The sequence below is a fragment of the Halobacillus rhizosphaerae genome, assembly GCF_046719735.1.
GTDB classification, from domain to species: domain Bacteria; phylum Bacillota; class Bacilli; order Bacillales; family Halobacillaceae; genus Halobacillus_B; species Halobacillus_B rhizosphaerae.
The window spans coordinates 82341-108392 of sequence record NZ_JAUTWQ010000001.1; the positions used below are offsets into that span (position 1 = coordinate 82341).

The 26052-nt window shown below is 40.7% G+C and carries 24 protein-coding genes; 23 read left to right on the top strand and 1 reads right to left on the bottom strand.

What is annotated here, in order from left to right; translation table 11 throughout:
- The first annotated feature begins 26 nt into the window (after positions 1-26).
- The 6 genes from Q7A53_RS00385 (at position 27) to Q7A53_RS00410 (ending at position 6116) form a co-directional block, all read left to right on the top strand.
- Positions 27-635 (top strand): FadR/GntR family transcriptional regulator, encoded by a 609-nt coding sequence (locus Q7A53_RS00385; protein WP_411787128.1) that lies wholly within the window; start codon positions 27-29, stop codon positions 633-635.
- A 98-nt stretch (positions 636-733) separates the two neighbouring features.
- On the top strand, positions 734-1594 hold the full coding sequence (gene accD, locus Q7A53_RS00390) for an acetyl-CoA carboxylase, carboxyltransferase subunit beta (protein ID WP_411787129.1): 861 nt from the start codon (positions 734-736) through the stop codon (positions 1592-1594).
- The gene (locus Q7A53_RS00395; protein ID WP_411787130.1) at positions 1591-2553 is read left to right on the top strand and encodes an acetyl-CoA carboxylase carboxyltransferase subunit alpha; all 963 of its coding nucleotides are present in this window, start codon (positions 1591-1593) and stop codon (positions 2551-2553) included. Before accD ends, Q7A53_RS00395 begins: the two co-directional genes overlap by 4 nt.
- A gap of 229 nt (positions 2554-2782) precedes the next feature.
- A complete protein-coding gene (gene pfkA / locus Q7A53_RS00400; RefSeq protein WP_411787131.1) occupies positions 2783-3742 on the top strand; it encodes a 6-phosphofructokinase in 960 nt (319 codons plus the stop codon).
- Positions 3743-3802: 60 nt separating this feature from the next.
- The gene (gene pyk, locus Q7A53_RS00405) at positions 3803-5566 is read left to right on the top strand and encodes a pyruvate kinase (protein WP_411787132.1); all 1764 of its coding nucleotides are present in this window, start codon (positions 3803-3805) and stop codon (positions 5564-5566) included.
- Positions 5567-5723: 157 nt separating this feature from the next.
- Positions 5724-6116, top strand: a complete 393-nt coding sequence (locus tag Q7A53_RS00410) for an FxsA family protein (protein WP_411787133.1) — start codon at positions 5724-5726, stop codon at positions 6114-6116.
- 191 nt (positions 6117-6307) lie between these two features.
- On the opposite strand, the gene ytvI is transcribed toward Q7A53_RS00410, so the two are convergent.
- Complete coding sequence (gene ytvI / locus Q7A53_RS00415; protein WP_411787134.1) at positions 6308-7417, bottom strand: sporulation integral membrane protein YtvI; 1110 nt, start codon at positions 7415-7417, stop codon at positions 6308-6310.
- Positions 7418-7694: 277 nt separating this feature from the next.
- Here ytvI and citZ point away from each other — a divergent pair, with 277 nt between their 5' ends.
- From citZ to Q7A53_RS00500, 17 genes are all read left to right on the top strand, one after another.
- On the top strand, positions 7695-8810 hold the full coding sequence (gene citZ / locus Q7A53_RS00420; RefSeq protein WP_411787135.1) for a citrate synthase: 1116 nt from the start codon (positions 7695-7697) through the stop codon (positions 8808-8810).
- Between the two features lie 120 nt (positions 8811-8930).
- Positions 8931-10205, top strand: a complete 1275-nt coding sequence (gene icd, locus Q7A53_RS00425) for an NADP-dependent isocitrate dehydrogenase (RefSeq protein WP_411787136.1) — start codon at positions 8931-8933, stop codon at positions 10203-10205.
- Between the two features lie 24 nt (positions 10206-10229).
- Positions 10230-11168, top strand: coding sequence for a malate dehydrogenase (gene mdh, locus Q7A53_RS00430; RefSeq protein WP_411787137.1), 939 nt, complete (start codon positions 10230-10232; stop codon positions 11166-11168).
- A 74-nt stretch (positions 11169-11242) separates the two neighbouring features.
- Complete coding sequence (locus Q7A53_RS00435; RefSeq protein ID WP_411787138.1) at positions 11243-11719, top strand: MaoC family dehydratase; 477 nt, start codon at positions 11243-11245, stop codon at positions 11717-11719.
- 347 nt (positions 11720-12066) lie between these two features.
- On the top strand, positions 12067-12762 hold the full coding sequence (locus tag Q7A53_RS00440; protein ID WP_411787139.1) for a response regulator transcription factor: 696 nt from the start codon (positions 12067-12069) through the stop codon (positions 12760-12762).
- Positions 12763-14511 (top strand): two-component system histidine kinase PnpS, encoded by a 1749-nt coding sequence (gene pnpS / locus Q7A53_RS00445; protein WP_411787140.1) that lies wholly within the window; start codon positions 12763-12765, stop codon positions 14509-14511.
- 314 nt (positions 14512-14825) lie between these two features.
- Entirely contained in the window at positions 14826-15791 is a 966-nt protein-coding gene (gene hflK, locus Q7A53_RS00450) for an FtsH protease activity modulator HflK (RefSeq protein ID WP_411787141.1), read from the top strand.
- Positions 15784-16707 (top strand): protease modulator HflC, encoded by a 924-nt coding sequence (gene hflC / locus Q7A53_RS00455; protein ID WP_411787142.1) that lies wholly within the window; start codon positions 15784-15786, stop codon positions 16705-16707. The genes hflK and hflC overlap by 8 nt, the downstream gene beginning before the upstream one ends.
- Before the next feature lie 139 nt (positions 16708-16846).
- On the top strand, positions 16847-19486 hold the full coding sequence (polA, locus tag Q7A53_RS00460; protein ID WP_411787143.1) for a DNA polymerase I: 2640 nt from the start codon (positions 16847-16849) through the stop codon (positions 19484-19486).
- Positions 19487-19503: 17 nt separating this feature from the next.
- Entirely contained in the window at positions 19504-20328 is an 825-nt protein-coding gene (mutM, locus tag Q7A53_RS00465; protein ID WP_411787144.1) for a DNA-formamidopyrimidine glycosylase, read from the top strand.
- Positions 20329-20388: 60 nt separating this feature from the next.
- Positions 20389-20991 (top strand): manganese efflux pump, encoded by a 603-nt coding sequence (locus tag Q7A53_RS00470; RefSeq protein ID WP_411787145.1) that lies wholly within the window; start codon positions 20389-20391, stop codon positions 20989-20991.
- Between the two features lie 16 nt (positions 20992-21007).
- Positions 21008-21604 carry a dephospho-CoA kinase gene (coaE, locus tag Q7A53_RS00475; RefSeq protein WP_411787146.1) on the top strand — a complete coding sequence of 199 codons (597 nt, stop codon included), beginning with the start codon at positions 21008-21010 and terminating at the stop codon, positions 21602-21604.
- Between the two features lie 142 nt (positions 21605-21746).
- Positions 21747-22781, top strand: a complete 1035-nt coding sequence (locus Q7A53_RS00480; protein WP_411787147.1) for a glyceraldehyde-3-phosphate dehydrogenase — start codon at positions 21747-21749, stop codon at positions 22779-22781.
- 226 nt (positions 22782-23007) lie between these two features.
- The gene (gene speD / locus Q7A53_RS00485) at positions 23008-23385 is read left to right on the top strand and encodes an adenosylmethionine decarboxylase (protein WP_411787148.1); all 378 of its coding nucleotides are present in this window, start codon (positions 23008-23010) and stop codon (positions 23383-23385) included.
- Positions 23386-23733: 348 nt separating this feature from the next.
- Complete coding sequence (locus Q7A53_RS00490) at positions 23734-24135, top strand: cytosolic protein (protein WP_411787149.1); 402 nt, start codon at positions 23734-23736, stop codon at positions 24133-24135.
- A 31-nt stretch (positions 24136-24166) separates the two neighbouring features.
- Positions 24167-24631 (top strand): transcriptional regulator NrdR, encoded by a 465-nt coding sequence (nrdR, locus tag Q7A53_RS00495; protein ID WP_411787150.1) that lies wholly within the window; start codon positions 24167-24169, stop codon positions 24629-24631.
- Between the two features lie 50 nt (positions 24632-24681).
- On the top strand, positions 24682-26037 hold the full coding sequence (locus Q7A53_RS00500) for a replication initiation and membrane attachment family protein (RefSeq protein ID WP_411787151.1): 1356 nt from the start codon (positions 24682-24684) through the stop codon (positions 26035-26037).
- Positions 26038-26052 lie beyond the last annotated feature (15 nt).

Sequence of the window (26052 nt, forward strand, 5' to 3'; positions counted from 1 at the left end):
ATATAAGGGAGCGGAAGGAGTGTTTCATGGAATTGGCCAGTTCTGAACAAAAGAAAGTTTATGAAGGTGTTCTTCAGCAATTGAAGTCCTATATAGAAGAGAATCAATTAACAGCTGGGGACAGGCTGCCTTCCGAACGTGAGCTGAGTGAATTATTAAACGTGGGACGCTCCTCTATCCGTGAAGCCTTTCGGGCCTTGGAGTTATTAGGCTTAATTGAAACACGGCGGGGTGAAGGGACGTATATGCGTGCGTATCGTCCATATCATATGGTAGAGCTGCTTTCTCATTTCTTGTTAAATAGTACGAAAACAAGAGACGAGCTGCTGACAGCGAAACAAATGCTGGAGCAGGAAGTTCTTATGCTGCTCTCTGGAAGGCTCTCAACCGAACAAATATCTGTGGCCGCCGCCATTTTAGATGGCGAGATAACCCGGTCTTCTCATGAAGAGTTTTTTCGTTATTTATTTGAGCAGTGCAATCAGGATCTTCTTCTGTCTATGTGGCAGTTTATTACCTGGTTTGCAGATAGTGTTCATGAAGTTACCTATTCTTCATCCTGGTATGAGGAAATGTTTGAAGTATTGAAGAAAGGTAAAGCATCCGATGTTTTAACCTTATATGGACGTGAATAAAAAGATGTTATAATAACATCGACAAAAAAAGAGATATTCTTTAACATGTTTTCTGTATATTGGTTAGAAGGAAGCTTTGTCCCAAAGGAGGAATCACCTTGCTACGAGATTTTTTCAGCAAGAAAAAGCGGTATGCATCCATTCCTAGTCAGGAAGCTAAGCAGGATGTACCAGAAGGGCTTATGCAAAAATGCCCGGAATGTCATAAAATATTTTATCGAAAAGAACTAATCCGAAATTTAAATGTCTGTCCCCATTGCGGTCATCATCACAAGCTTAATGCTTATGAACGGATTGAACTTTTGTTTGATTCGGATTCCTTTCAAGAATGGGACAAACATATGGTCTCTACAAACCCGTTGGGGTTTCCAGAGTATGAACAGAAGCTTGAGAAAGATCGTCAGAAGTCCGATCTTAACGAAGCGGTCGTTACCGGTCAAGCATCCTTAAATGGTTTTCCAACAGCACTTGCTGTCATGGATGCCCGCTTCCGAATGGGCAGTATGGGGTCTGTTGTTGGTGAGAAAATTACGAATGCTATTGAAAAGGCAAGAGTTGAAAAACTTCCTTTCATTATATTTACGGCATCTGGGGGTGCCCGGATGCAGGAAGGCGTATTAAGTCTTATGCAGATGGGGAAGACCTCTGTAGCTCTACAGCGTCTCAGTGCTGAAGGTGGTTTATTTATTTCAGTTATGACCCATCCTACTACTGGAGGAGTTTCGGCCAGCTTTGCCTCCCTAGGTGATTTTAATTTTGCAGAACCTGGAGCTTTGATTGGTTTCGCAGGTAGAAGGATTATTGAGCAGACGATACGAGAGAAACTTCCGGATGATTTCCAAACCGCTGAGTTTTTGCTGGAGCATGGACAGCTCGATAATGTGATTCATCGTCATGACTTAAAATCAACCTTAACGACTGTACTAGATATCCATTCTCCCAGGGGGGAAAAATCATGAAGCATGTGCTTGAATTTGAAAAACCAGTGATGGAACTTCGTGAAAAAATCTCGGAGCTTAAGCGTCTGACTGAAGATAGTGAAATGGATTTAAGCGAAGAAATAGTAACGCTGGAAAATCGATTGGAAAAGCTGGAAACCGACGTATATGATCGGATGCAGCCATGGGACCGTGTACAGATGGCACGCCACCCTGAACGTCCTACAACTCTTGATTATATTGAATACCTATTCACTGATTTTATGGAGCTGCACGGCGACAGACTGTTCGGTGATGACGAAGCTATCGTATCAGGAATTGCAAAGTTTAAGGACGAACCAGTGACGGTCATCGGTCACCAGCGTGGAAAAGACACAAAAGAAAATATCAGAAGAAACTTCGGTATGCCTCACCCAGAGGGATATAGAAAAGCTTTAAGATTGATGAAGCAGGCAGAGAAGTTCAATCGTCCCATTGTTACTTTCATCGATACGAAGGGAGCTTATCCCGGGAAAGCCGCTGAAGAGCGTGGGCAAAGTGAAGCCATCGCAAGAAATCTTGTGGAAATGGCCGGTTTGTCTGTACCCATCATTTGTATTGTTATTGGAGAAGGCGGAAGCGGAGGGGCGCTCGGTCTAGGTATAGGTGATCGTATCTATATGCTGGAAAACTCTACTTATTCAGTCATCTCCCCTGAAGGAGCTTCTTCGATTTTATGGAAGGACTCAAGCCTTGCTAAAAAAGCAGCAGAAAGTATGAAAATCACTTCCTATGACTTGAAGGAATTAGAAGTGATTGATGAGGTTATTCCTGAAATACGCGGGGGTGCTCACAGAGATATTGAGGCACAGTCTGCGCGGATTGAAAAAGTACTTTCAGACGCCCTGACAGAACTTCAAGGCCTGGATTCCTCCCAATTAATAGAAGAACGGTTTTTAAAGTATAAAAATATTGGCGATTATACGTATCTTGATATATAATGGAATGCGTTAAAAGTGAATAATCTTTAGTAAGGAAGTCGCACACCAATTTCGTGCGACTTTTCGCATCTTAACAGGTTGGCAACGCTATCATTTTAAAAAGGGATTCTTTAACTTGGAATCTTAAATCTTTAAAATGTCTACATAGATGGAGTTGATAAGTGAAAGGTTTCGTTTTATCTATGAATGGGGAGACAGTTTAACAAGAAAATCTTTTGAGGTGATGAGAATGAAGAAAATTGGCGTACTTACTAGTGGTGGAGATGCACCCGGCATGAACGCAGCGATCCGTGCTGTGGTACGTAAGGCGATCTATCATGGGCTCGAAGTTTATGGAATCAAATATGGCTACCAAGGTTTAATCGATGGAAATATTGAGAAAATGGAACTAGGTTCTGTTGGAGACATTATTCAGCGCGGTGGAACCAAACTATACTCTGCACGATGTGAAGAGTTTAAAACCGAAGAAGGCCAGCAAAAGGGAATAGAGCAATTGAAAAAACTAGGCATCGAAGGTTTAATTGCCATTGGCGGGGACGGGACCTTTATGGGAGCTAAGAAGCTTACCGAGAAAGGGTATCCATGTATTGGTGTGCCTGGAACCATAGATAACGATATTCCCGGAACTGATTTTACGATTGGTTTTGATACGGCTTTAAATACAATTATAGATGCCATTGATAAAATAAGGGATACAGCAACTTCTCATGAACGTACGTACGTTATTGAAGTAATGGGCCGTGATGCGGGGGATTTAGCATTGTGGGCTGGTCTCGCTGATGGGGCAGAGAGTATCTTGATTCCGGAAGTCGAGGACGAGTTTAATGATGTGATTGACCGCCTGAAGCGCGGACATGACAGAGGTAAGAAACACAGTATTATTATTATGGCAGAAGGCGTAGGAAGCGGAGTCGAATTCGCCAAGAGGATTAAAGATGCAGTAAATCTCGAGACTCGGGTAACTGTACTTGGACATACTCAGCGTGGAGGCTCGCCTTCAGCCGCAGACCGGGTTCTCGCAAGCCGGTTAGGAGCCTACGCAGTGGACTTAATCATTCAAGGTAAAGCAGGCAGAATGGTAGGTATAGAAAAGAATCAATTAGTGGATCATGATATTATGGAAATATTGAAGACAGATCACCAAGTTGGTTTAGACATGTATCGTCTTTCCAAAGAATTATCAATTTAGAAATTTTACTATAATAAAGAGATAGAGTTACATGGTAGCTTGAAAGAGGAGGAAATATTAATGTTAAGAAAAACAAAGATTGTCAGCACCATTGGACCAGCATCAGAATCGATTGAAAAACTTACCCAGCTCATTGAAGCGGGGATGAATGTGGCCCGACTGAACTTCTCTCATGGAGATTTTGAAGAACACGGAGCCCGCATTAAGAATATTCGCAAGGCAGCGAAAGCTACTGGGAAAACAGTAGCCATTCTCCTTGATACGAAAGGTCCTGAAATTAGAACAGGAACTTTAAAAGATGGAGAAGTTTATTTGGAAAAAGGCGCAACCGCTTATGTCTCTATGGAAGACATCGAAGGAGATGCAGAACGTTTTTCAGTAACTTACCCTGGGCTTATTAATGATGTTCATAAAGGATCTAAGATTTTACTGGATGATGGGCTTGTAGAGCTTGAAGTTGTAGAAATTATTAAAGACAAGAACGAAATTAAGACGACAGTTCTTAATAATGGTCCTTTGAAGAATAAAAAAGGGGTTAATGTTCCTAACGTGAGTGTTAATTTACCTGGAATTACTGAAAAGGATGCTAAAGACATTGAATTCGGTATTGAACAAGGAGTAGACTTTATAGCGGCCTCCTTTGTCCGCCGTTCTTCTGATGTGCTGGAAATTAAAGAGCTGTTGGAAAAGCATAACGCGACCGATATCCAAATCATTCCTAAAATAGAAAACCAAGAAGGTGTCGATAACATTGACGAAATTCTTGAAGTAAGTGATGGATTAATGGTTGCCCGCGGTGACTTAGGAGTTGAAATCCCTCCTGAAGATGTACCACTAGTTCAGAAACAGCTGATCCGTAAGTGCAACAAAGCAGGTAAGCCTGTTATTACAGCAACACAAATGCTTGACTCCATGCAAAGAAATCCTCGTCCTACCAGAGCAGAAGCTTCTGATGTAGCGAATGCGATTTTTGATGGGACAGACGCAATTATGCTCTCAGGAGAAACTGCTGCCGGGGATTACCCTGTGGAAGCTGTTCAAACGATGAGCAATATTGCTTGTAAAACTGAAACTGGGCTGAACTATAAACAAATTTTAAGTGAAAGATCTAAGCATAGTGACATGACTATTACAGATTCAATTAGTCAATCAGTTACTCATACGGCGATCAATCTGAACGTTAACGCAATTGTTACGCCTACCGAAAGTGGACATACAGCTCGTATGATTTCAAAATACCGTCCAATGGCACCGATTGTCGCTGTTACTGCAAGTGAAGCAGTTAACCGTAAACTTTCTTTAGTTTGGGGCGTTTACGCTGTAATGGGGCCGCATTCTTACTCAACTGATGAAATGCTTGACGTCTCTATTGAGCAAAGTATTTCTTCAGGCTTAGTATCAAGAGGCAATCGCATCATTATTACTGGCGGTGTTCCTGTTGGAGAAAGCGGAACTACTAACTTAATGAAAGTTCATGTTATTGGAGATGTTCTTGTGAAAGGTCAAGGAGTAGGACAAAAGAGTGCCTTTGGCCGTGCAATCGTCGCCAAAAACGCGAAAGATGCGCTGGATAGAGTAGAAGAAGGGGACATTCTGGTCACTCATAGTTCTGATAAAGATATGATGCCGGTCATTGAGAAAGCTGCCGGTCTGGTAACAGTAGAAGGCGGTTTAACGTCTCACGCTGCTGTTGTAGGCTTAAGTCTTGGAATCCCTGTTATAGTCGGAGTAGAGAAAGCTCTAGAACTAATTGAGGATGGTTCTGATATTACCATTGATAGTTCTAGAGGAGATATTTATGAAGGTCATGCAAGTGTACTGTAATTTATGGTAGATCTTTTTACAGTAGAGAATTAGGTAATTCTTAATTTAGTTAAGACAGAGGAGCTTTTGCTAGGAGGCTTCTCTGTCTTATTCTTTTATACTTGCTGTTTTCCGGTTATAATAAAGGAAATGAGCTTTGCTTAGAAAGGGCGATACTATGTTTCGCTGGTTACTACTCTTAATAATAATCGTACCCGCGATGGAAATCGGCGTGCTTGTTTGGGCTGGGAATTGGATCGGTCCGTGGTGGGTTATTCTATTAATCATTACTACTGGAGTAATTGGTGCTTGGTTAGCTAAACAGCAAGGATTAGAAACTATTCGAAATATCCAAATCTCCATGCAGTCTGGGCAGATGCCTCAGGATGTTCTGCTTGATGGCGCGTGTATTCTTATAGGGGGAGCCTTTCTCCTTACACCAGGGTTTATTACAGACGCAATTGGATTTTTGCTGCTTATCCCTGGGACGAGAACACCAATTAAAGGATTCTTAAAAAGAATGATTATGAAAATGATGGATAGAGGTACGGTCACCATCTACCGCAAATAATAGGGTAGTTATTGAGACTATGACATACAATAGAGCAGAAAACCCGAACCATTGAATTTGCCTTGGTTCGGGTTTTTGGTATTTAGAGTGCAGGTAGCACTTTGTCCAACTTCAGGAAAGTACTTAGTTAGAGCAGTGTCCAATTTTCATGGCATCTAGGCTTTTAATATTCGGCATTTCCTATGAACTTTCTATGTGCCTGAAATGTATTTCCACACCTCGCCTAGCACCCCGGTGGTATGCAGGGTTTTAAGAAAGGCAATAATGACCGGACTTAGAAAGATGCCATAGACACCCCAGAGCTGGTAACCGGCAAACAGACCTATAAGCAAAACAACAGGAGGGACGCCAAAGTGTTCAGCTAACAATTTCGGTTCAAGTAATTGTCTTACAATCACGAGCGTCATATAAAGCAGAGAGAGGCCAATGGTTATGTCAAAAGACCCTGTCAAGAATTCATATAAAATCCAGGGGATAAAAATAATCCCCGTCCCTATATAAGGAACAAAATCCACAAATCCTGATATTACTGCCAGCATCAGAGGATGAGGGAATTTTAGAATTACAAGCCCGATTAGGACAATAATAGAAGAGGTTAGCATGAGTATAAATTGAGCCTTAACAATTCCAGCCATTGTCTTTTTTAAATCAGTGATAACCGCCCCTCCAGTGGTGATGAATGGAGGCGGAAGGAGCCGATATACTGCAGACTTAATGATCTCCCAGTCTTTACAAAAGAAGAATGCAGCTAATGTGCCGATTAATATGGTTGAGAGGGAATTTGGGATGCCTGCCAGACCTCTCGTGAATACGGCAAGCATATGCTGGATAAGTGCAGCTGCTGATGTGCTGACTTTTTGTTTCAGCATCGTTAATGAATAATCAACAGAATGCTGTTGGAATTGATTCATGGAATGAAACATTTTTTCAAACTTATGAAGGAGTGGATTAATGATTTCAGTGCATAAATCCAGTGCTTGTTGGATGAAATCTTGAACATTGACCGGCATACCTGCGGCTAAGTACTGAATACCTTTTACCATTTCGGCAATAAACAAGACTGTTAACCCGCCCACTAACAATAGCCCCAGCAGCATGAAGAGAATGACTGCCGTCCATCTAGGAAAGTGAAAACGCTCCTCCATCATTTTTAGATAAGGCTGAATCAGCCAGGCAAATAAAAAAGCAATTAAAAAGGGGGAGAAGTAGAGCCAGGAATAGCAGATGAGATACCCTGCTGCTCCAGCAATGATTACTACAAAAGCCAACCGGAGAAACTGATCCCGTTTAAGCTTGTCCATTCATTCTCCTCCTCTCGTAACTATGTATATGGTAACGGTTTAAAGTTAACCCCTTAAAGGTGTATAATTAAGCGGGGAAATCAGAATGCAGAATCCGAGGAAATCTATGGTTATTTGATAAAATATCCCTGATTTAACCGGTTTCAATTCACATTCAACTAAGAATACTTTATAATTATTCGTGGGGATTCATTCCTGAGCTAAATTAAAGTCATTGTAAACAGGTCCCTGCGGTTAATTCAGGGACATAGGCAGCATTTAAAAAAGGAGAGATTGTATGTCATCAACTAAAGGTCTTGAAGGAATTACAGCAACAGAATCATCTATCAGCTCCATAATTGACGATAAACTTACTTATGTGGGATATGATATTGATGATTTAGCGGAAAATTCTAGTTTTGAAGAAGTGATTTATCTTCTTTGGAATCAAAAACTTCCTAAACTAGATGAATTAAATGAATTTAAAACAGAGTTAATTTCAAATATGGATGTTCCTAAAGAGATAATAGATCACTTGAAATCCTATGATTTATCTACCGTTCATCCAATGGCAGCACTTAGAACTGCTGTATCTATGCTTGGATTATTTGATTCTGAAGCAGATGTAATGGATGAAGCAGCAAACAAGCGAAAAGCTCTTCGTCTTCAGGCAAAAATCCCGACAGTAGTTACGGCTTTTGCTAGAATTCGTAAGGGAGAAGATCCTATTTCTCCTAAGAATGAACTAAGTTTTGCAGCGAATTTCCTATACATGTTAAATGGTAAAGAGCCGGAAGACATAGAAGTGGAAGCTTTCAATAAGGCGCTCGTACTACACGCGGACCACGAACTTAACGCCTCTACCTTTACAGCAAGAGTATGTGTAGCCACTCTTTCAGATGTTTATTCTGGAGTAACTGCGGCAATCAGCGCTCTTAAAGGTCCACTTCACGGCGGTGCCAACGAACGAGTAATGGCTATGCTTACTGAAATCGGTTCTGTAGAAAATGCTATTCCTGCTATCGAAAAGAAACTAGAAAATAAAGAAAAGATCATGGGTATGGGTCACCGCGTATACCGTAACGGCGATCCGCGTGCTAAGTTTCTGAGAGAAATGTCCCGCGAACTTACTGAGCTTACTGGACAATCTAAATACTATGATATGAGTGTGAAAATTGAAGAGTATATTAAAGAAAACAAAGGACTTCCAGCTAACGTAGACTTTTATTCTGCTTCTGTTTATCATAGTCTTGGAATTGAACACGATATCTTTACACCAATTTTTGCTGTCAGCCGTGTATCTGGCTGGTTAGCTCATATTCTTGAACAGTATTCAAACAATCGCCTTATTCGTCCTCGTGCAGAGTACGCAGGGCCAAAAGGTCAGACGTATACACCGGTGGAAGAACGCTAAATTTCTGCCGAATTGATGGATCACTGCACTTTTTATTCATCCTATTATAAAGTATGATAGTAAAGGATGATCCATCCCATAGAATAATACGAACTTTATGAACTTATAGGAGGGTTTATTTTGACACAATCTCAAAAAATCACAGTAGAACAAAACGGAGAATTAAATGTACCTGATCGTCCGATTATTCCTTTTATCGAAGGTGACGGAATTGGACCGGATATTTGGGCTGCAGCCAGCCGCGTTATTGAAGCAGCTGTAGATAAAGCATACAACGGAAAGAAATCAATCGAGTGGAAGGAAGTTCTTGCTGGCCAGAAAGCTTATGATAAGACTGGAGAATGGCTTCCTGCTGAGACTCTTGATACGATTCGTGATTATAAAATCGCAATTAAAGGACCTCTTACTACTCCAATCGGTGGGGGAATTCGTTCTTTAAACGTTGCTCTTCGTCAGGAACTTGACTTATTTACATGTCTTCGTCCTGTACGTTATTTCGAGGGAGTTCCTTCACCTGTAAAACACCCTGAAGATACAGATATGGCGATTTTCCGTGAAAATACTGAAGATATCTATGCTGGCATCGAATGGCAGAAAGGTACTCCAGAAGTGAAGAAAGTAATTGACTTCCTTCAGAACGAAATGGGAGTAACTAACATTCGCTTCCCTGAAACTTCTGGTATCGGTATTAAGCCAATCTCTGAAGAAGGTACAAAGCGTCTTGTCCGTGCAGCGATTGATTATGCCCTGACTGAAGGCCGTAAAAATGTAACGCTTGTTCACAAAGGGAACATTATGAAGTTTACTGAAGGTTCCTTTAAAGCATGGGGATATGAAGTAGCCGAAGAAGAATACGGTGATAAAGTATTTACTTGGCTTGAATATGACCGCATTGTTGAAAAAGAAGGCAAAGATGCAGCGAATAAAGCTCAAGACAAAGCAGAAGCTGATGGAAAATTAATCGTAAAAGATTCTATTGCAGACATCTTCCTGCAGCAAATCCTTACTCGTCCTAAGGAATTTGATGTTGTAGCGACCATGAACCTGAACGGTGACTATGTTTCTGACGCATTAGCTGCCCAGGTAGGCGGAATTGGAATCGCACCAGGAGCTAACATTAACTCTGAATCTGGACATGCAATTTTTGAGGCTACACATGGAACTGCCCCTAAATACGCAGGAATGGATAAAGTTAATCCATCCTCTGTTATTCTTTCTGGCGTTCTAATGCTTGACCACCTTGGATGGAGAGAAGCAGGCGAACTGATTTCTAAATCCATGGATAAAACTATTGGAAGCAAAACAGTAACGTATGATTTTGCCCGTATGATGGAAGGCGCTACAGAAGTGAAGTGCTCTGAATTCGGAGACGCATTAATTAAAAATATGGACTAATACGTTTGGAGAGAGGGGAATGTTATGGCTATTCGCAGAAGTAAAATTTCGGTAATCGGTGCAGGCTTTACTGGAGCTACTACAGCTCTTATGACTGCTCAAAAGGAATTAGGCGATGTAGTCCTGGTGGATGTTCCTGATATGGAAGATCCAACAAAAGGAAAAGCCCTGGATATGCTTGAGGCAAGCCCTGTTCAAGGTTTTGATGCTCAAGTAAAAGGAACTTCAAATTATGAGGATACTAAGGACTCGGATTTAGTCATTATCACTGCGGGTATCGCTCGTAAACCGGGGATGAGCCGTGATGATCTTGTGAACACAAATTCTAAAATAATGAAGAGTGTGACTAAGGAAATTGTTAAATATTCTCCTGATTGTTATATTGTTGTTCTGACGAATCCGGTTGATGCCATGACATTCTCTGTATTCCAAGAAGCTGGACTGCCAAAAAACCGAGTAATCGGTCAGTCTGGTGTGCTTGATACAGCACGGTTCTGTGCTTTCGTTGCAGAGGAGTTAAACGTTTCTGTTAAAGATGTGACCGGCTTTGTACTGGGGGGACACGGCGATGATATGGTACCGCTGTTGCGCTACTCATTTGCTGGAGGTATTCCCCTGCAGAAACTAATTTCCCAAGAAAAGCTGGACGCGATCGTTGAAAGAACGCGAAAAGGCGGAGGAGAAATCGTCGGCCTTCTCGGTAACGGAAGTGCGTATTATGCACCGGCTGCTTCTCTTGTCCAAATGGCCGAAGCGATTTTAAAAAATCAGCGGCGTATTCTTCCGGCTATTGCCTATCTCGAAGGAGAATATGGCTATGAAGGAATTTACCTTGGCGTACCTGTTATTCTTGGCGGGGACGGCATTGAAGAAATCATCGAGCTGGAATTAACAGAAGAAGAAAAACAGCAGTTAGATAAGTCGGCTGCTTCTGTTAAAAACGTGCTTAATGTATTAAAATAAAGATGAGGGATTCGAGGCTTGTCCTCGAATCTTTTTTCATCAATCAAAGTAAACGCTTACAAGGGGTGGGGTTCATGTTAGGGAAAAAGAGAAAGCTAGGGAAGAAGATTCGCGATCTGCAAGTGGGTGATTCTTTCACGACGTCTTTTACAGTTGAAGATCGGGACCTCCTTATGTATTTAGGTTTAACAGATGATGCCAATCCTTTATACATTCAGCATGATTACGCTGCACAAACGCCTTTTAAGCGTCCGATCGTGCCTACGGTAATGGTTTTCGGGATGGTTTCTTCTATCGTATCTATGCATTTACCAGGACAAGGGAGTCATATTATCCATCAGGAACTTTCTTACCCTAAGCCTGTGTATCACTATGCTGAAGTACGGTTTAATGTAGAGATTTCTTCTATTAACTTAGAAGAACATATCGTTTCCTTACAAGTAAGAGGGTATGATGAAGAAGGCGGGGAAGTTGTTAATGGTACCGTTCAGGTCCAGCCTCCTTTCCATCCGAATTCTATGAATGCTAACTCATTAGAGAACTTTTATTAATGGTTTAAAGCAGTGCTTAAATAATTTATTCATAGAAAAAATCGAACCTATATTCAGGTTCGATTTTTTTATTTAAGAAATTAGAACATCTTTTCTATTGCTTTCTGTTTCGAGGTCCTAAGCCAATCGTTTGCGGGGGAAAAAGCATTCCCCTCCGTCGCTTGTCATAGGCTTGTCGAGTCTCCCCAGGCGCACCCGCTTTAGTTATCAATATTTTTTCTTTTTTTATACATACTAATATCGTAGGTTTTATTAATTTTTGGTAAAGATTATGAACACACGTATTCAAATTTAATTGTTCGTTGTATGATGATAATGGAAAGTAATAAGTAGCTGAGGTGAGTGAAATGTCCCAAAAGATTTTAATCGTAGACGATGAGGAATCTATCGTTACATTACTTAAATATAATATTGACCAGGCCGGATATGATACTGATGTAGCGTATACAGGAACAGAGGCACTGGAAAAAGCTTCTGATAAGTCGTTTGATATGATTGTCCTGGATGTTATGCTCCCTGGTATGGATGGAATGGAAGTATGTAAACAGCTTCGTCAAAAACAGGTGAACACTCCGATCTTAATGCTGACTGCAAAGGATGACGAGTTTGATAAGGTGTTAGGGCTGGAATTAGGAGCCGATGATTATCTTACTAAACCCTTCAGCCCGAGAGAGGTAGTGGCAAGAATTAAGGCCATTTTAAGAAGGATGATCAGAGAACCTGAGGAAGAGGAAGAAAAGCATATTAAAATTGCCGATCTATCTATTTATCCAGAGCAATATGAAGCTTCCATTAAAGGGGAAAGTTTAACATTTACCCCAAAGGAATTTGAGTTGCTTCTTTATCTGGCACAAAATATGGGAAGAGTATTATCTAGAGATCAGTTACTTAGTGCGGTTTGGAATTACGATTTCGCTGGTGACACGCGAATCGTGGACGTGCACGTCAGCCATTTGCGTGAAAAAATCGAACCGGACACAAAGAAGCCGTCTTACATTAAAACGATTCGTGGTCTGGGCTACAAAATGGAGGAGCCGAAGTAAATGAACTCCAGAACTAGACCCTTGCTCACCTATACAGTTTTAATCGTAATAGTGATGATAGGGCTCGGTGTTTTGTTAGCACAATTAACTCGAAATTATTTCATTAATATATTTGAAGAACGGATTGAAGTTGAAAGTCAGTATTTTTCCACCTATGTGGAGCAATATGAAAAAAATGGAGAGTTAAGTAAACAACAGCTTTATGATATTAGCAAGCAGCTCAACACGGCAATGATATTTATTTCAAAGGATGACAAGGTAATCATGGATACCGTTAGTGCCGTACCGGTGGTTACCGAAAAGGAAAAGCAGAAAATCCTCAAACGTGTAAGTGCAAGGCCAAACCGCGATCGAAATGGCGAGTTAGTAGATAGTTTATTCTATTATCCCTTTACGATCGATTTAGACCAAGTAGACGGTACACTAATTCTTATTTCCCGCGTGAATTCCCTGACGAATATAACTAAGAATATTTGGTTAATAATAGGGTTTATTCTAGTAGCAGGGCTCTTCATTATTTTTCTGATCGGCTATAACATTTTTTCAAAATACATTCGTCCTATACGATCGGCGGCAAATGTCGCTACCGAACTTGCGAAGGGAAATTATAAAGCCAGGACGTATGAAGGCCATTTTGGTGAAGCTGGACAACTCAGCCGTTCCATAAATATTCTTGCAAGAAATCTTCAGGAAATGACCAGTAAAAAGGGGATGCAGGAAAATCAGCTTGAGGCAGTAATTAGCAATATGGGGAATGGGCTAGTACTCATTGATGAAAAGGGTTATATTTTACTTGTGAATCGTGCCTTTTTGGAAAGCTTTGGCGGACAAAGTAAGCAGTACATAGGTCATTTATATCATGATTCGATTCCCTACACTGCTATCCACGAAACCGTCCAAAAAATCTATATGTTTGAAGAAACTGTGAGTGAAACCTTTGTGCTTCCTATGCGTATTGATCGTAAACACTTAGAAGTAACGGGGGCCCCTATTTTTAGCGGAGGGAAGAATTGGAAAGGTATCGTGCTTGTTTTCCATGACATTACGGACCTTAAACATTTAGAACAGATGCGTAAGGATTTCGTAGCTAACGTTTCTCACGAGTTAAAAACTCCGATTACATCGATTCGTGGCTTTTCAGAAACTTTATTGGATGGAGCTATGAAAGATGAAGCTATGCTTGAGCAGTTTCTTCAAATCATTCTCAAAGAGAGCGGACGATTACAATCTTTGATTCAAGATCTTCTGGAGCTGTCTAAGCTTGAAAGAGAAGATTTTAATTTGACGATTGAACAGGTAGATATACAGCGGCTTTTGAATGACCTGCTGCCGATCGTAGAACAGCATGCTGAGAAAAGGGATGTTGAATTACATTCTCAAATCGGGGGTCAAACTCGGATCCAAGGTGATTCAAGTCGGCTGAAGCAAGTGTTTATGAACTTACTAACCAACGCTGTCAATTATACTCCGGAAAAAGGAAAAGTGAATCTTTCTTTTGAAGAACTTGAGGATCAAGTCATGATTTCTGTTTCTGATAATGGGGTAGGTATACCGGAAGAAGAAATTTCGAGAATATTTGAGAGGTTCTATCGAGTAGATAAGGCGAGAAGCCGTAATTCAGGAGGTACCGGGCTTGGTCTTGCCATTGTTAAGCATATCGTCGAAGCTCACCATGGAACCATTTCAGTAGAAAGTGTCGTTGATGAAGGGACAACCTTTACCGTGAAATTACCTAAAACATTTACTTAAATTTAATATAAACTTCAAGCAGTCTTTATATTCGCTTGATATGATTTCTATGAAACCCTTTCATCCAAGGTGTTTTCTCTTTTAATGCAGAAGCTGATTAAGCTTCTGCTTTTTTTTTATTGTTTAGGAATAAAGGATTTCGCAGATCCACTAGGTTCTATGCTAGCGGCTGCAAGAGAGATCTAACCGCTCCTCTCCGCTTTTGATTCATCCAGAAGCGCTTACACTTTTATTTTTGTAATTGTTAATTATTTGAAACGATTGATCACTTCTTTTCGTATTTAAATCATTACATAAATAGAAAGGGAGATGTCATGAGTCTGAGTCAGATCTATAAGTGGGCTGGGTTATTGGTCGCAGCTGTGTTGCTTATATTTATATTATTGACTACGTGGTACACCGTAGATGAATCAGAACAAGCCGTACTTATTAACTTTGGTAAAGCGGAAGATGGAATTACCGAGCCAGGTTTGCATTTTAAACTTCCCTGGCCGATTCAAGAGGTTCAGAGCCTTTCTAAGGAAACCTTTAGCTTGGATTTCGGCTATCCTGGAGAAAGTAATTCAAAGGAGAAAGATAAAGCTCAAATGATCACGGGTGATAATAATATTGTTCAGGCGGACTTAGTGGTGCAGTGGAAAATAACGGATCCAAAGCAATACATATTTGCTTCCGACGATCCTGAACAAATATTGTTTAATGCTACCTCTTCCTCATTAAGAGGAGTGATTGGAACGAGCGAAATTGATCAGGCATTAACATCCGGTAAAGCGGATATTGAAAACGAAGTTAGAGATATTTTAGTTTCTCTAGTGGATGATTATAAGATAGGGGTCTCCATACTTGATGTGAAACTGCAGGAAGTAGATTTGCCAAATGAAGAAGTTCGTAAAGCTTTTACAAAAGTTACGGATGCAAAAGAGACAAAAGAAAGTAAAAAAAATGAAGCGGATAAATATCGTAATAAAAAGGTTGAAGAAGCTTTGGGGGAGAAAGATGCCATCATTGAAAGAGCGGAAGGCGATAAGATAGAAAGAATTGAAGACGCAAAGGGCGGCGCTGCAAGATTTAATGCTTTGTATCAATCGTACCAATCTAATAAAGATATTACTCGCGAACGTCTCGTAATGGAAACTTTGGAAGAAGTGCTTCCAGATGCTAACGTTTATATAATGAACGACAACGGGAGCACAGTAAAATACCTGCCTTTAAATCCTAATCCTTCTCAAACTATTACTCCTCCTTCTTCATCAGCAAAGGAGAGTGATGATAATGAGTGAGAAACATGAATATGCGGCTGAAGGAAAGCAGAAGGACTATAGAAAATATATTAAAGCAGGAATCACGATCCTAATATTTGCAGCTGTGATTTTTTTAGCTCTCAGTTCCGTCATAATTGTAAAGGAAGGCCAATATAAGGTGGTTCGGCAATTTGGAGAAGTTGTTAAGATACATGATACTCCGGGATTGAAATTTAAAGTTCCTCTCCTTCAAGACGTATCTACCTTATCAAAAAGAAAAATGGTCTATGATGTAGCTGAGAAAGAGATTACTACTCTGGATAAGAAGCGGATTATCATTGATAATTATGCTATTTGGAGCATTACTGATCCAGAGAAAATGATTTCAAACGCGCGGCTGATGACTAATGCGGAGGCGCGAATGGGAGAATTTATTTTTTCGACTGTCCGTACAGAGTTAGGGAAGATGGACAAATCAGAAGTTATTAATGAAAAAGAGACATCACGGGGAGCCTTAAATAAAAATATTACCAATAAAGTCAATGAACTGCTGGCGCGCGATAATTACGGAATTAAGGTTGATGATGTGCGCATAAAAAGAATTGATTTACCACAGGACAATGAAGCAACTATCTTTCGCAGGATGGTAACAGACCGGGAAGAAAAGGCACAAGAGTATTTGTCCCAGGGAGAGGCAGATAAAAATCGGATCATGGCCCAAACAGATCGGAAAGTGAAAGAAATGTTAGCGACTGCCCGGGCAAAGGCTGAGCAAATCCATGCCGAAGGGGACCAGCAGGCAGCAAAAATCTATAATCAAGCATTTAAAAAAGATCCTGAATTTTACAAACTTTACCGTACATTGCAATCGTACAGGAAGACGGTGAATGGAGATACAACGATTGTTCTTCCAGAAGATTCTCCTTACACGGAATTGCTGCAAGGTCATAATTAAACCTGAAAAGCGTCTTTTTTCCTCTTTGCCTGAATCATGGTAGAATGGATAAAAAGACGCTTTTGCCGGTTTTTAAGAAATAGGAAGCGAAATCATTTCTTAAAGTAAGTATGGGGCGGGATAAGAGGAGTGAAACATAATGGCAGAGAAACTAGTATTAATAGATGGAAATAGTATTGCCTATCGGGCATTTTTTGCATTACCCCTGTTAAATAACGATAAAGGTGTATACACGAACGCTGTGTATGGTTTTACGACCATGCTATTAAAGGTGCTGGAAGAAGACCAGCCTGAGCACATATTAGTGGCCTTTGATGCAGGTAAGACAACTTTCAGGCACAAAACATATGCAGAATACAAAGGTGGGAGACAAAAAACTCCTCCTGAGCTGTCTGAGCAGTTCCCTGTCTTGAAAGAGCTCCTGGAAGCTTTTAAAATCCCACATTATCAATTAGACCAATACGAAGCGGATGACATTATCGGAACTTTAGCAACAGAAGCAGGAAATCAAGGGTATGATGTGAAGGTCATTTCTGGCGATAAGGATCTGCTTCAGCTGGTCACAGACAAAGTAAAGGTAAGCTTAACGAAAAAAGGGATTACGAATGTAGATACATATGACCCTTCTTTCATGGAAGAAAAAATGGGGGTCCGCCCAGACCAAATTATTGATCTTAAGGCACTGATGGGAGACAGTTCTGATAATATCCCGGGTGTACCTGGTGTGGGAGAAAAGACGGCAGTGAAGTTGTTAAACCAGTTTGATAAGCTTGAACAAGTTTATGATCATCTTGATGAGGTCAGCGGCAAGAAACTTAAGGAAAAATTAGAAAGCCACAAAGAAGAAGCGTTTATGAGTCAGAAACTGGTGACTATTGAGAGAAAAGCTCCTATAACAATTAAACTTGCAGATCTTGCTTACCCAGGTTATGAAAGCCGCGAAGTCGGACAAATTTTTAGAGAGCTCGGCTTTCAATCCTTAGTCGGCCGTATCGAAGGGAATACGGAAGAGGCTACAAATGATGAAAATTGGGAAGAGATGGAAATTTCCGTTGTGACAGAAGTGAACCGGGACATGTTTACAGGTAAAGAAGTACTTGTGGTGGAAATGCTCTCTGATAATTATCATCAAGCCCCCATTGAAACGATTGCGATTGTCAATGAAACAGAAAAATATGTAATAGACATTGAGGACGCAGTGAAGTCAGACGCTTTTAAAGCATGGGCAGAAGACCCTTCCATGGAAAAGTGGGTGTTTGATGCGAAACGTACGTTAGTAGCACTCATGCGCTATGGAATTAACACGAAGGGGATTAGTTTTGATTTACTTCTTGCTTCCTATCTTGCCAATCCTTCTGAGAACCATCATGATATTCCTGCCATCAGTCATCGTATGGGAGAATCGGCTGTAAAGTACGATGAAGAGGTTTACGGCAAAGGCGCGAAGATAAAGCGTCCGGAAAATGTGGAAATCCTCCATGAACATGTAGCTCGTAAAGCTACATTACTTTATAAACTAAAGGATTCTATGGAAGAAGAATTGAAAAAGAATAACCAGTTTGAATTATATAACGAACTTGAATTGCCATTAGCGTTTATTTTAGGACGAATGGAACATCATGGAGTACAGGTGGACGCTGGTCGCTTGAAAGAGATGAAAGAGGAATTAGACGGCCGATTAAAAACAATTGAGCAAGAGGTATATGAACTTGCAGGAGAATCCTTTAATTTAAACTCACCTAAACAATTGGGGCCAATTCTGTTCGATAAGCTTCAACTTCCGGTTATAAAGAAAACTAAGACCGGCTATTCGACTTCAGCAGACGTACTGGAACAGCTGGAGGATAAGCATGAAATTATTCCTAAAATCCTGCTTTATCGTCAATTGGGGAAAATACAATCTACCTATATTGAAGGGTTATTAAAAGTGGTGAACGAGGAAACTGGAAAAATACACACTCGCTTTAATCAAGCCCTTACTCAAACGGGGCGGTTAAGTTCCATTGAGCCTAACCTGCAAAATATTCCGATCCGGCTGGAAGAAGGCAGGAAAATCAGACAGGCTTTTATTCCTGCAAAAGAAGGCTGGGTTATGTTTGCCAGTGACTATTCTCAAATTGAACTCCGTGTCCTTGCTCATATTGCTAACGATGAGAAGCTGATTACTGCTTTTAGGGAAGGGCAGGATATTCACACGCAGACTGCTAGTGAAGTGTTTGGGGTCATTGGTGAAGAAGTGACGAGCCAAATGAGGAGACAAGCAAAAGCGGTCAATTTTGGTATTGTTTATGGAATCAGCGACTATGGCCTCTCTCAAAGTCTCGGCATCAGCCGTAAAGAAGCCCAGGCTTTTATCGATCGCTATCTTGAAAGCTATCCTGGAGTTAAACGTTATATGGATGAATCTATACAAGAGGCTAAGCAGAGGGGATACGTCTCTACCTTTATGAACCGCCGCAGGTATTTACCTGACATTACAAGCCGAAACTTTAATAAGCGCGGTTTTGCAGAGAGAACGGCTATGAATACGCCTATTCAGGGAAGCGCTGCAGATGTTATTAAGAAAGCTATGCTGGATTTAGATCAGCGGTTAAAAGACGAAAAGTTGCAAGCTACTCTTTTATTACAGGTTCATGATGAATTAATACTAGAAGCACCTGAAGAAGAAGTAGAACAATTAAAGGAAGTCGTAGCGTCAGTAATGGAACAAACTGTAGAATTAAATGTTCCGCTTAAGGTTGATTACTCTTATGGACCGACGTGGTACGATGCAAAGTAAGTGAGGAGAATACAGTCATGCCGGAACTGCCTGAAGTGGAAACTGTCAGACAAACGTTAAAACAATTGATTTTAAATAAAACTATTACAGATGTATCCATTTATTGGGACAATATTATTAAACGGCCAAAGGGTCCTGAGGATTTTACTCAATGGCTCTCAGGGCAGACCTTTCGGGATATTGAGCGTAAAGGAAAGTTCCTAATTTTTAAGCTGGATGATCTATCTCTTGTCTCTCATTTGCGGATGGAGGGTAAATATAATGTGCACCCATCTACATCTGAAATTCCAAAACATACTCATGTAATTTTTCATTTCGAGGACGGAACGGAATTAAGATATCAGGATGTAAGAAAATTTGGAACGATGCATGCATTTAGAAAAGGGGAAGAAATAGAGAATAAACCTCTATTATTACTTGGACCGGATCCCTTTGATTCTGAATTTACTGTCGATTATTTCTACCGTAAGCTGCAAAAAACCACAAGAAATATTAAATCCGTTTTATTAGATCAATCCATTGTAGCCGGGCTGGGAAATATATATGTGGATGAAGCTTTGTTCCGAGCTCGGATTAACCCAGAACGGCAGGCTAATCAGCTTAACCTTGAGGAAGCGGGACAAATACGAGATGCCAGTATAGACACCATTATGGAAGCAATTAACCAAGGAGGTACTACGATTCGTTCATATTTGAATGGTCAGGGCCAAATGGGTATGTTTCAACAGCAGCTTCGTGTATATGGTAAGCAGGAAACACCATGCCTTACCTGCGGGACCTCCATTGTGAAACGCAAAGTAAGCGGCAGAGGAACACACATCTGCCCGAATTGTCAGAAGTAACGGCCCAAGCTGTCCCTCACATATACTACCCTACAGCTTTATGTGAGGGGTGTATTGGGAGTGGGGATTGCTGCATTTACACTGTTGTTCGTTATTGCTTTAAGCCTGGATAGTTTTGGGGTAGGCTGCATTATCGGCATGAAGAAGATATTGCTAACAGCAAGGGGAGTCATTACAATTGGTTTGGTTTCAGGAAGCTGTTTTCTATTTTCATCCTACCTAGGAGAACTGGTCCTGCCATTTATTTCAGAGCAGTATGCAAACCGAATCGGAGCATGTACTCTGATCGCCATTGGTCTCTTTTACCTTATTCAAAATTTAAGAAATTCAGAAGATAAGCAGAAGAAGGAAAGGTCATGGACCCAGCCTGCGAGGGTTTTTCAAGACCCTGAAGCTGCTGATATTGATCATTCAGGAGGAATTCGCGGAAAAGAAGTCCTTCTTCTTGGAGCGGCACTCTCCTTTGATTCATTTGGGGCAGGGGTTAGCGGTGCGCTGATTGGGGTTTCCCCGTTATTAACATCGTTACTCATCTCGATTTCTACGAGTCTTATGCTTTTCGGGGGCATATTAAGCGGCTCCAAGCTTAGTAATAAAATTGATAAGCTTTCCATCATTCCTGGGCTTTTACTTATTATGATCGGTATTATTAAATTAATTTGAAAGGTCGGTGGTGGCTATGTCTATTGTGATAGGGCTGACTGGAAGTATTGCAAGTGGAAAAAGCACGATATCGCAAATGTTTGGAGATTTTAATATTCCTGTTGTGGACGCAGATCTGATTTCCAGGGAAGTTGTGGAACCAGGTCAGCCTGCTTACCAAAAAATCATTGAAGCATTCGGTCGAGAAGTGCTGCGAGAAGATCTTACAATAGATCGGAAAAAATTGGGCCGAATTGTTTTTGCAGAAGCTGACAAACGAAAGCAATTGAATGCGATTGTGCATCCTGAGGTGCGTAAAGAAATGGTCCGTAAACGAGAACAGCTCAAGGAGGAGTACAAAGCGGTCGTGCTGGACATCCCGCTATTATTTGAAAGCCAACTTGAGGATTATGCTGACCGCACTTTAGTGGTGTTTGTCGATGAAAACACTCAGCTCAACCGCTTGATGGAACGGGATGAATCCTCCATTGAAGAGGCTAAACAAAGAATTGCCTCTCAAATTCCTGTGCAGAAAAAAGCAGAAATGGCAGATGCTGTTATTAATAACAATGGATCTGTGGAAGAAAGCTTCAAACAATTAAAGGCAATCCTTAAGCAATGGGAAATTATATAATGGAAACGTCAATGGCTGGGCTATTGACGTTTTTTTATATAAAAATTAAAAATTAGTAAACTTAGCTACAAAAGCGCTTACAATGTGTTATACTAATTGTGAAATTTAACTCAAAAGTATATCATATATAGGGGGATGCAATATGGGGAAAACACGAATTGCGATCAATGGGTTAGGCAGAATAGGAAGAATGGTATTCAGAAAAGCGGTTTCTGATGATTCCATTGAACTTGTGGCTGTAAATGCGAGTTACCCTGCAGAAACCATTGCCCATATGCTTAAATATGACAGTATTCATGGCAAGTTTGATGGTGAAATCCAAGCGTTGGATAATAGTATTAAGGTAAATGGCAAACTTATAGCTTTGTGTTCTACAAGAGATCCTTTGGAACTTCCTTGGGATGAAATGAAGATTGATATTGTTATTGAGGCAACCGGAAAATTCCGTACTAAACAAGAGGCAGCTCTTCATATAGATGCAGGAGCAAAAAGAGTCATTATTACTGCACCTGGTAAAGAAGTAGATGCCACTATTGTTATGGGAGTCAATGAGGAAACCTTCTCACCTAAGTATCACCAAGTGATTTCTAATGCCTCTTGCACCACGAATTGTCTTGCTCCTGTAGTAAAAGTGCTGGAGGACAAATTCGGAATAGAAAATGGCCTGATGACCACGGTTCATTCTTTCACTAATGATCAAAAGAACTTAGATAATCCTCATAAAGATTTGCGCCGTGCCAGGGGATGTACCCAGTCCATCATTCCTACCTCCACAGGAGCCGCTAAAGCTCTAGGGGAAGTGATCCCTTCTCTCTCAGGAAAGCTGAATGGAATGGCATTACGTGTTCCGACACCAAATGTATCCCTTGTGGATCTTGTAGTGGATCTTAAAACATCGGTTACAGCAGAACAAGTCAATCAGGCGTTTGAAGATGTATCTACTAATGGGATGAAAGGAATTCTGGAATATAGCACAGAGCCTCTAGTATCCATTGATTATACTACTTCTCCTTCCTCCGCCATTATCGATGGATTGTCCACTCAAGTTATTGGAGAACGTAAGGTTAAGGTTCTAGCGTGGTATGATAATGAATGGGGATATTCCTGCCGAGTAGTGGACCTGGCAAAATATGTCGGTTCTGTAATGAAACAAGAAACGACAGCACGTGTATCTTAATGGGTGGAAGTAAGTCCCAAATTGTTTTATAATAGGAACCAACTTGCAAAAAGTTACTTGCAAATTGGGGATAAAGCGTATATACTTTTTTGTGAACTTCTGAATTTCTTTTATTTTCATGGCTACTCAAAGGGTTAGGACCTCTCAGGACTAACTTTCCCCCGTGGTAGTGCATGGCTGTCATTTCAGGAGGCAAAGAAGTCTATGTACAAAGGGGGATCCTATTATGGATACAATGGGCAGACACGTAATTGCAGAATTATGGGATTGTAATGAAAGTAAATTAAACGATATGGCTTACATTGAACAAGTATTTGTTGACGCCGCATTAAGAGCAGGAGCTGAAGTCAGAGAAGTGGCTTTTCACAAATTTGCTCCTCATGGAGTGAGTGGGGTTGTTATAATATCTGAATCACATTTAACCATTCACAGCTTTCCAGAGCATGGTTATGCAAGCATTGATGTATATACTTGCGGAGACCGTATAGATCCAAATGTTGCTGCTGAATTTATAGTTCAGGCGCTAGAAGCGGGACGAAATGAAACCGTGGAGGTGCCAAGAGGGATGGGACCTGTAGAAGTACAGCAATCTCGTGCTCTTTAATTTAAACCAAAAGTGATGTAAAAAAGACCATTCAGACATTCTGGATGGTCTTTTGTATGCATAGGAGGCATTGATCATACTAAGATGGTTTATGAAATTCCCGGAATTGAAGTTGAATAGCTTTATTGATCGTGGAGTCTATAAATCCTGAATCAATGTCCATGAAAGGTTTTAGATTTACGATAAACAGCTCCTTTTGTTCGTAACCTTACTTTAAAAGGAGCCCTCGTAATCTGATCACCTAGTGTTAATGGCAAATAACTCTATTACCGTAATAGAAAAGAACGGACTCAATCAACTTTTCTAAATGCTTAGAAACATGTTAAAATGATAGGAGATCATGTCGAATTGGCGAAGGGATTTGTGGAAGTGAAAACATTTATATCTAAATATTTCAGTAAGCATTCCGAAACACTAGAGACGCATCAGGACCAAGCGTTAACATCCCATTATTATAAGGCGAAAAAAGACGAGGTGTTTCGTGCGGTTGAAGAATTATTTTCGTCCCCGTCAGAAATTATTGCCGTTTCCAAAGAACGTGGAGAGATTACTGCGAAATACAAAGGGAAAAGACGCGCATTCGTGGTGGCCACGATTATTATGGTGCGTCCATTTCAAACGGCAGTAGATTTTTCCGTGACTACTGAATCCGGCATGCCGATTGATTTTGGTTTCAGCAGGAATCTCATTGTGGAGTTATATGATAAATTGGATCGCCAGTTTCCTTCATTGGACCAGTCAAGATCATAGATAGAAATGACGAATGTGGAGTTGATTGAATTTGAAATGCCCAAATTGCCACTATAAAAGCACTAAAGTGTTAGACTCGCGGCCAATTGAAGAAGGACAGGCCATCCGCCGTCGGAGGGAATGTGAAGCTTGTGACTTCCGGTTTACGACGTTCGAGCGGATCGAAGAAGTTCCTTTAATCGTAGTTAAAAAAGAAGGAACTCGAGAAGAATTCAGCCGAGAGAAACTTATGCGCGGACTTATTCGTGCATGTGAGAAACGTCCGGTTGCAGTAGAAGAATTAGAAAATGTGACGCATGACATAGAAAAAGAATTAAGAAACAGAGGCGTCTCAGAAGTGCCCAGCGGGGATATTGGGGAAATGGTCATGGGACGATTATCCAAGATTGACGAGGTCGCTTATGTGAGATTTGCGTCTGTATATCGTCAATTTAAAGATATCAACGTATTTATTGATGAATTAAAAGAGTTAATTAAACACGAGGATAAAGAATGAGCCTGACGTGGCTCATTTTCTTTTTCTAACAGGGTAAGGAGGGGGAGCAAATGGATCATTCCATCGGAAGATTACTGCCAGTAGACGGTTATTATTTAACAAAAACCGGAGTACCGCCACAGGATGAGAGGATCACATTGACTCATTTATACCAGCCACTTATCGGAAGGCTGCCAATATCCTTATATCAGCTGCTGGAGAGTGAATATGAGACGACGAAGGGGCAGGACTATGCCCAGTCTCATCATAATATTATGTCTTATCTTTCTGCACCCCTTGATAAGATCTATAAAGCTAGAAAAAAATTGGAAGCGATCGGTCTGCTCAGAACTTATCTTAAGAAAGATGAGCAGCATACGATTTATGTGTATCAGCTCAATCCCCCCTTCTCTGCTGATGAGTTCTTTCTGGATGATATGTTAACATTACTGCTTCATCATGAATTAGGGGAAGATAAATACCAGGCATTGAAACAGCGCCTGTTAAACCCTTTCTTGCAGAGGAATGAATTAGAAGAAGTGACCGCTTCCTTTGAGGATGTCTTTAGTGAACTTCCCATGATGAAAGCGGGACCCCAGGATTTAAAGGCAAGTCATGAAGGAAATCAAAAAGCAACTGGACCTGTCATTGACGAATCAAAGGTCGATTTCGTATGGCTTCATCAAGCCTTAAAAGATAGAATGTTTCCCAGTGATCGGATTCTAACGGGAACTAATAAGCGGACCATAGTCCAATTAGCTACTTTATACAATTTGACTTCCAGTGAAATTGAAAGAGCATTAACCTGGGCAATTAATGAAGAAAATCAACTGGTGGTAGAGGAATTAAAAGCTGCCTGTCACGATTTCAGAAAAGACTATCCCTTTAAAATTTCCGAAAGCGGCAATTTAAATCAAAGAGATAAGATCGTTTCTGTAAGTAACCATGAGCAACCCGCTAGTAAAGAAGACCAATTTATCAGCATGCTTGAACAAATTTCTCCGAGGGAACTATTAGAAGACCTTGCTGGAGGTAACCAAGCCGGCGATCAGGATTTGAAAATAATCAGAGACGTTATGACGGAACAGGGGTTATCGCCTGGAGTTATGAATGTGCTTGTTCACTATGTTTTATTAAAGACTGATATGAAGCTTTCCAAAGCGTATTTAGAAAAGATTGCGAGTCATTGGACGCGAAAGAATGTTCAGACGGTAAGACAAGCAATGAACCTCGCTAAGGCAGAGCACCAGAAATACCAGCAGTGGGGAAATCAAAAATCAACTTATCGAAAGAAACAAACGAAAGAGGTTCTTCCTTCGTGGTTTAATGAGCAAAAGCAGGAAGCTCTTAAAGATGAAGGGAATTCTGAGGTTAATACGAATGAAATCGAAGCAAGAATAAGAAAACTTACGAATAAAGGAAAATAAAGCAAAGGTGGTGAA

What these genes read in the sequence shown, in the direction of transcription:
- Q7A53_RS00410 (WP_411787133.1), top strand. Translation starts at nt 5,724, where the DNA reads ATGTTTCGCTGGTTACTACTCTTAATAATAATCGTACCCGCGATGGAA.
- mdh (WP_411787137.1), top strand. Translation starts at nt 10,230, where the DNA reads ATGGCTATTCGCAGAAGTAAAATTTCGGTAATCGGTGCAGGCTTTACT.
- Q7A53_RS00480 (WP_411787147.1), top strand. Translation starts at nt 21,747, where the DNA reads ATGGGGAAAACACGAATTGCGATCAATGGGTTAGGCAGAATAGGAAGA.
- pnpS (WP_411787140.1), top strand. Translation starts at nt 12,763, where the DNA reads ATGAACTCCAGAACTAGACCCTTGCTCACCTATACAGTTTTAATCGTA.
- citZ (WP_411787135.1), top strand. Translation starts at nt 7,695, where the DNA reads ATGTCATCAACTAAAGGTCTTGAAGGAATTACAGCAACAGAATCATCT.
- Q7A53_RS00435 (WP_411787138.1), top strand. Translation starts at nt 11,243, where the DNA reads ATGTTAGGGAAAAAGAGAAAGCTAGGGAAGAAGATTCGCGATCTGCAA.
- speD (WP_411787148.1), top strand. Translation starts at nt 23,008, where the DNA reads ATGGATACAATGGGCAGACACGTAATTGCAGAATTATGGGATTGTAAT.
- Q7A53_RS00395 (WP_411787130.1), top strand. Translation starts at nt 1,591, where the DNA reads ATGAAGCATGTGCTTGAATTTGAAAAACCAGTGATGGAACTTCGTGAA.
- pyk (WP_411787132.1), top strand. Translation starts at nt 3,803, where the DNA reads ATGTTAAGAAAAACAAAGATTGTCAGCACCATTGGACCAGCATCAGAA.
- mutM (WP_411787144.1), top strand. Translation starts at nt 19,504, where the DNA reads ATGCCGGAACTGCCTGAAGTGGAAACTGTCAGACAAACGTTAAAACAA.
- hflK (WP_411787141.1), top strand. Translation starts at nt 14,826, where the DNA reads ATGAGTCTGAGTCAGATCTATAAGTGGGCTGGGTTATTGGTCGCAGCT.
- hflC (WP_411787142.1), top strand. Translation starts at nt 15,784, where the DNA reads ATGAGTGAGAAACATGAATATGCGGCTGAAGGAAAGCAGAAGGACTAT.
- Q7A53_RS00385 (WP_411787128.1), top strand. Translation starts at nt 27, where the DNA reads ATGGAATTGGCCAGTTCTGAACAAAAGAAAGTTTATGAAGGTGTTCTT.
- pfkA (WP_411787131.1), top strand. Translation starts at nt 2,783, where the DNA reads ATGAAGAAAATTGGCGTACTTACTAGTGGTGGAGATGCACCCGGCATG.
- polA (WP_411787143.1), top strand. Translation starts at nt 16,847, where the DNA reads ATGGCAGAGAAACTAGTATTAATAGATGGAAATAGTATTGCCTATCGG.
- Q7A53_RS00500 (WP_411787151.1), top strand. Translation starts at nt 24,682, where the DNA reads ATGGATCATTCCATCGGAAGATTACTGCCAGTAGACGGTTATTATTTA.
- ytvI (WP_411787134.1), bottom strand. Translation starts at nt 7,417, where the DNA reads ATGGACAAGCTTAAACGGGATCAGTTTCTCCGGTTGGCTTTTGTAGTA.
- coaE (WP_411787146.1), top strand. Translation starts at nt 21,008, where the DNA reads ATGTCTATTGTGATAGGGCTGACTGGAAGTATTGCAAGTGGAAAAAGC.
- Q7A53_RS00440 (WP_411787139.1), top strand. Translation starts at nt 12,067, where the DNA reads ATGTCCCAAAAGATTTTAATCGTAGACGATGAGGAATCTATCGTTACA.